This is a genomic window from Endozoicomonas sp. Z74, from assembly GCF_057680865.1.
Genome location: NZ_JBLYZI010000255.1, coordinates 1 through 1,063, shown reverse-complemented (window position 1 = coordinate 1,063; position 1,063 = coordinate 1). Strand labels below are relative to the sequence as shown.

The 1,063-nt window shown below is 41.4% G+C and carries 2 protein-coding genes; both read right to left on the bottom strand.

Translation table 11 applies throughout. The features are described from left to right. Positions 1–108: 108 nt before the first annotated feature. On the bottom strand, positions 109–696 hold the full coding sequence (locus tag ACNRUY_RS26610) for a hypothetical protein (RefSeq protein ID WP_488114682.1): 588 nt from the start codon (positions 694–696) through the stop codon (positions 109–111). A gap of 61 nt (positions 697–757) precedes the next feature. Then, positions 758–1,063, bottom strand: a 306-nt coding sequence (locus ACNRUY_RS26605; protein ID WP_488114681.1) for a hypothetical protein, incomplete at its 5' end; no start/stop codon positions are given.

The following is a 1,063-nucleotide window of genomic DNA, read 5'->3' as shown; positions in this document are numbered from 1 at the left end:
AAGAACGCCAATGGAAACTCTGATAGATGGCAAAGAGATCTGGAAGGAAAAATTTGTAGCCTGAATTTGACCTGACAGACACCCTCTGAAAAATCGGTGACTGTCAGATCAGGTCTGAACTACTACACTTTCACCTTGGTAGGGGTAAGCACCTATTATGCTGGTGACCTCTAAAAAATAACTTCCTTGTCTGGCTTCTTGTTTGATTCGAGAAAGGTAGTTTTTAATTAGCTGGATACTGCCTTGCTCATTAAGGTTGCTAATTTCCAATTGTTTATTTCCATTATTTCTAAAGTCTTGAAGGCAGGTCTCATGATTTTTGTGTAAATCATTAATGTCTGTTTTATCAGCAGGTTGACCTGTAAAGTGACGCTGTATTTGTTCATTGTTGCCTACAGCACACTTTAGCGACTCTCTGATTGGCTGAGTGCACTGTTCGTGCTCGTTATGGGCATTATTTCTTGCTTTTTGCACAGTTATAAAAGCCAGTTCAGTATCTATCCAGTCTCGCTTTTTTTCATTAATAGCTGAGATACATGTTTGTAGTTCATTCCTGCTCTCCGCTGCATTCGTCAGGCAGTTACAGGCTCCAACTGTTTCGTGAATGCATTGGCTATCAACTTCCTGGCTTGATGACTCCAGAGAACTATTTGCAGTTGTATCAGCACCCGCTATGTCTGCTATTAAATCAGGCATCTGGCAGTTTGAAGTATTATGGTCAGAACATTGGCATTTAGTGCAATAGGCACGTACGTTTTCAACCATTAGGCTTGAAATGATAGATGTCAGACATACTAAGGAAAAAATACAGGTCATCCAGTGATGGCCAAGTATAACAACAGCCCAATAACCTGAAATACTTTTTCTCACCGTTTTGATGTTCCTTGTTTAATAAGGGGCGCTCGTATAGATTAAGGAAGGTGCGATTAAGTCCCCAGCCATGAGATAATACTCCCATCGCTTCCAGCTTGAGTTTCTGTCCATGAGCCAGCTTAGTTTCGCAGACAGTGAGTTTGTCCATAAACGCAGAACCACCCGCAAAGAGCGCTTTCTGGCAAAAATG